Below are 3,568 nucleotides of genomic sequence, written 5' to 3'. Positions count from 1 at the left end.
CCTCCAGCTGTCGCAGGGCCCTCCTGTCCGGGGCTGCGGCTACCCGATCCGGGGTGCCGGCTACCCGACGCGCTCGATCCGCGCTTTGCGGATCAGGAACTTCCCGGGCTCGCGCACTTCCTCGAACGCCTCGTCGTTGAGGAGTACGCAGCTGCCCGACGCCGAGGTGACCTCCACCGTGGTGGACTTGGCGTTGTCCAGGTTCGTCACCTTCAGCTGCGTACCGACGGGGAACTCGTTGCTGGACGCGGCGGGTGCTCCGCTCTCGCCGGACAGCGTGACGGTGGAGCCGGCGCAGACGACTTCGCCCTCCGCTCCGGGGGCTTCTCCCGCTCCCACGGCATCCGCACCTCCCCCGGCCTCCGCGCCCTCACCCCCCTCGCAGCCCGACGCCGCCTGCTTCCGCTTGATCTCCTCGATGACCGCTTCCCGGTTGGCGATCCGCGCCGCCGACTGCGCGTCGGGGTTCGCCCGCTGGCCCGCGACGAACTCCTCGTTGTTGGTCAGCGCGGTGGCCAGACCGTCACACGCCACCGAGGCCTGGCTCGTGCCGGTCATCACCACCGCGGTGCCCGCCACCAGCGCGGCGGCGCCGACCAGGAGAGCAACCTTCTTCTTGCGGCTGAGGGTCTTCTTGCGCGACACGTGCGACTCCTGTCCCCGGCGGTGCGACGCCGGCGCCGGATGGGTTTGCGTGTGCCGTCACGTACGCGCAGCAGTCCCTTTCGTCTCAACCGCCCCATCGACAACTGCGGAGCACCCTCAATGGCATGATCGACCTCGCGACGGGGCGCCCCATCACCTTCCTTCACCGGAAACCACGTCACGCAACACGAAGGGGCATCTATCTGAACATCACCTACCAAATCGGTTAAGTAATTGATACCTACAGCTTCGCGGGTGTTTTCACGAATAGACCGCACCATCAAGTCCGGCGCATGGCGTCAGCCACGGGTGATCCTGTGGGCTGCGGCGTGCGTGGTGGCCCTCGGTTTCCTCGTCGCACTGGAGATCGCCGCGCGCCGCTACGGCGGCATGCCGGGCCCGATCACCAACCAGGCGCGCGAGGTGCTCTTCCCGCCCAAACCGGGCCCGCTGTACGGCGGCCTGGCGCTGATGATGGTGGTGCTCACCTGGCGGCAGCGGTTCATCGCGGCGGGTGCCGCGATCGCCATTGACCTCGTCTTCGTGCTGGTGCGGTGGGCGATCGACGCGGACGTGCCCGAGGGCCAGTTCTTCGGCAACGGCGCGCTGTGGGTGATGCTGGGCTGCGCGGTCATCGCGATCACGCGCCGCACCGGCAAGGAACGGACCCTGCTCCTCAAGGGCGTCGGCCTGGGGCTGCTGCTCGTGGCAGGACGCAAAACCGGTGACACCTGGCTGCTCATCACGGCGAAGACCCGCCCGACCGTCCTCGACCCGTACGTGGCGATGGCCGATCACGCCCTGGGCAGCCCGTCCTGGCTGGCGGGCCGGATCCTCAGGGCCAGCGGCCCGGTCACCACCCACGTACTCGACCTGGTCTACGCCCAGCTCGCGGTGGCCGCGATCGCCGTCGCCCTGTACCAACTGCGCAACGTGGCGTCCGAGGGCCGCTTCCCGCGCCACCACCTGGTGCGCACATTCCTGGTGATCGGCCTCATCGGACCGGCCTTCTACATGATCTTCCCGGTGGTCGGGCCGATCTTCGCCTACGGCCCCGGCACCTCGGGCACCGGCGGCGTGGAGTGGGCGACGGCCAACCTGTGGCCGCACACGCCCCTGCCCGTCACCGCCCCGCACCCGGTGCCCTACGACGGACTCACCCCGCGCAACTGCATGCCCAGCCTGCACACGGCCTGGGCCACCGCGATCTTCATCCACTCCCGCAAGGGCCCGCGCCTTCTGCGGTACGCGGGCACGTTCTGGCTCGTCGCCACGCTCAGCGCGACGCTTGGCTTCGGCTACCACTACGGCGTGGACCTGCTCGCCGGCGTGGTGTTCACCCTCACCGTGGAGGCGGCGCTGCGCTCGCTGGACCGCGGCTGGAACCGGCAGAGCATTCAGCTGGTCGCCCACGGCTCGACGGTGTTCGCCGCGCTCCTGGTGTCGTACCGCTACATCCCGATGGACATGGCCAAGTACCCCGCGGTATTCGGCCCGCTGCTCATTCTGGCGACAGCCTCGGTGATCTACGGCTACGTGCGCACCACCAGACAATGGGACCCGAAGACCGCGCCGGCCCTGCAACCGGAACCACAACCCGAACCGGCCTGAGCCGTTACGCAGCCGCCATGAGCTTGTCACAGCCGGGCCGGAATGGCGGGCGCGCGACCGGCGGTTGCCGTGAGTATGACCATTGGAGTAGCGCTCTCACTTCAGGACCGGGTCGACGGCACGGTGCACCTCGCGCGGGAGGCCCACGAGGCCGGTCTGCGCTCCGCGTGGTTCGGCCAGACCTTCTCGTACGACTCCCCCACGCTCGCCGCGATCGTCGGCCGGGAGGTGCCGGGGCTGCACGTCGGCACCTCGGCGATCCCGGTGTTCGGCCGTCACCCCCTGCTCGTCTCCAGCCAGGCCCAGACGGCCCAGGCCGCGACCGGCGGCCGCTACCACCTGGGGCTCGCCCTCGGCACGAAGAAGCTGACCGAAGCGGCCTTCGGCATCCCCCACGAGCGTCCCGTCGGCCGTCTGCGCGAATTCCTCACCGCCATCCGCCAGTTGCTGGAGACGGGCGCCTCGGACTTCCACGGCGAGCTGCTCACCGCCACCACGCCCCTGCCCGCACGGGTGCCCGGCGCCGAGCCGCAGGTGCCGCTCCTGGTGGCCGCGATGGCTCCGCAGGCACTGCGCGTCTCGGGTGAACTCGCGGACGGCATCCTGCCGTTGCTGGCCGGCCCGCGCGCACTGGCCGAGCACATCGTGCCGGCCGTCACCGCCGCCGCCGAGGCTGCGGGCCGCCCCGCCCCGCGGATCGTGGCCTTCGTGCCCGGCGTCGTCACCGCCGACGCCGACAGGGTGCGGCAGACCGCGACCGAGGCCCTCGCGTTCTACGAGCAGTTCCCCTCCTACCAGCGCGTCATCGCCCTCTCGGGCGCCACCAGAGCCGCCGACCTGGCCGTCATCGGCGACGAGGAGACAGTGGCCGCCGAGGTACGCCGCTATCGGGAAGCCGGGGCGACGGAGGTGGTGTTCACCTCGACGGAACTCGCCGGCGACACGGACCGCCGCCGCACCTGGAAACTGCTCGGAGAGCTGGCAAACACGTGATGTGCGCCGGGCCGCCCTGCGAAGTCCCGCGGGAGGGATCGAGGGCGGCCAGGCAGTAGGGGCGGTGCTCAGCCGGCGGTGGTGGCGAGGTTGCCGGGTTCGTAGGCGCCGCCCTGGTTGTTGAGGATCACGCCCAGACGGTTGGTCGCGTTGATCATGGCGATCAGGGCGACAAGCGCGACGGTCTGGTCCTCGTCGTAGTGCTTGCGGACGCGGGCCCAGGTCTCGTCGGAAACACCCTCGTAGCCGTCGATGATGCGGGTGCCCTCCTCCGTGAGGGCCAGCGCGGCCTGCTCGGCCTCGGTGAACACGGTGGTTG

4 protein-coding genes are annotated in these 3,568 nt (G+C 70.3%); 2 read left to right on the top strand and 2 right to left on the bottom strand.

Annotation, left to right across the window (positions count from 1 at the left end):
• Positions 1–60: 60 nt before the first annotated feature.
• Positions 61–645, bottom strand: coding sequence for a hypothetical protein (locus ACQKIP_RS42875; protein ID WP_365865387.1), 585 nt, complete (start codon positions 643–645; stop codon positions 61–63).
• A gap of 255 nt (positions 646–900) precedes the next feature.
• Between ACQKIP_RS42875 and ACQKIP_RS42870 the strand changes: the two genes are divergently transcribed.
• Together ACQKIP_RS42870 and ACQKIP_RS42865 are read left to right on the top strand one after the other, a co-directional pair.
• Positions 901–2,256 carry a phosphatase PAP2 family protein gene (locus ACQKIP_RS42870; protein ID WP_427745491.1) on the top strand — a complete coding sequence of 452 codons (1,356 nt, stop codon included), beginning with the start codon at positions 901–903 and terminating at the stop codon, positions 2,254–2,256.
• A 75-nt stretch (positions 2,257–2,331) separates the two neighbouring features.
• Positions 2,332–3,249, top strand: a complete 918-nt coding sequence (locus tag ACQKIP_RS42865) for an LLM class F420-dependent oxidoreductase (protein ID WP_365865389.1) — start codon at positions 2,332–2,334, stop codon at positions 3,247–3,249.
• A gap of 68 nt (positions 3,250–3,317) precedes the next feature.
• Here the strand turns inward: ACQKIP_RS42865 and ACQKIP_RS42860 are convergent.
• Positions 3,318–3,568, bottom strand: a 251-nt coding sequence (locus ACQKIP_RS42860) for a carboxymuconolactone decarboxylase family protein (protein ID WP_427745490.1), incomplete at its 5' end; no start/stop codon positions are given.

The sequence above is a fragment of the Streptomyces sp. NPDC059900 genome, assembly GCF_050270335.1.
GTDB lineage: Bacteria > Actinomycetota > Actinomycetes > Streptomycetales > Streptomycetaceae > Streptomyces.
Note: the sequence above shows the minus strand (reverse complement) of the source record. Positions and strands in the feature narration are given on the sequence as shown.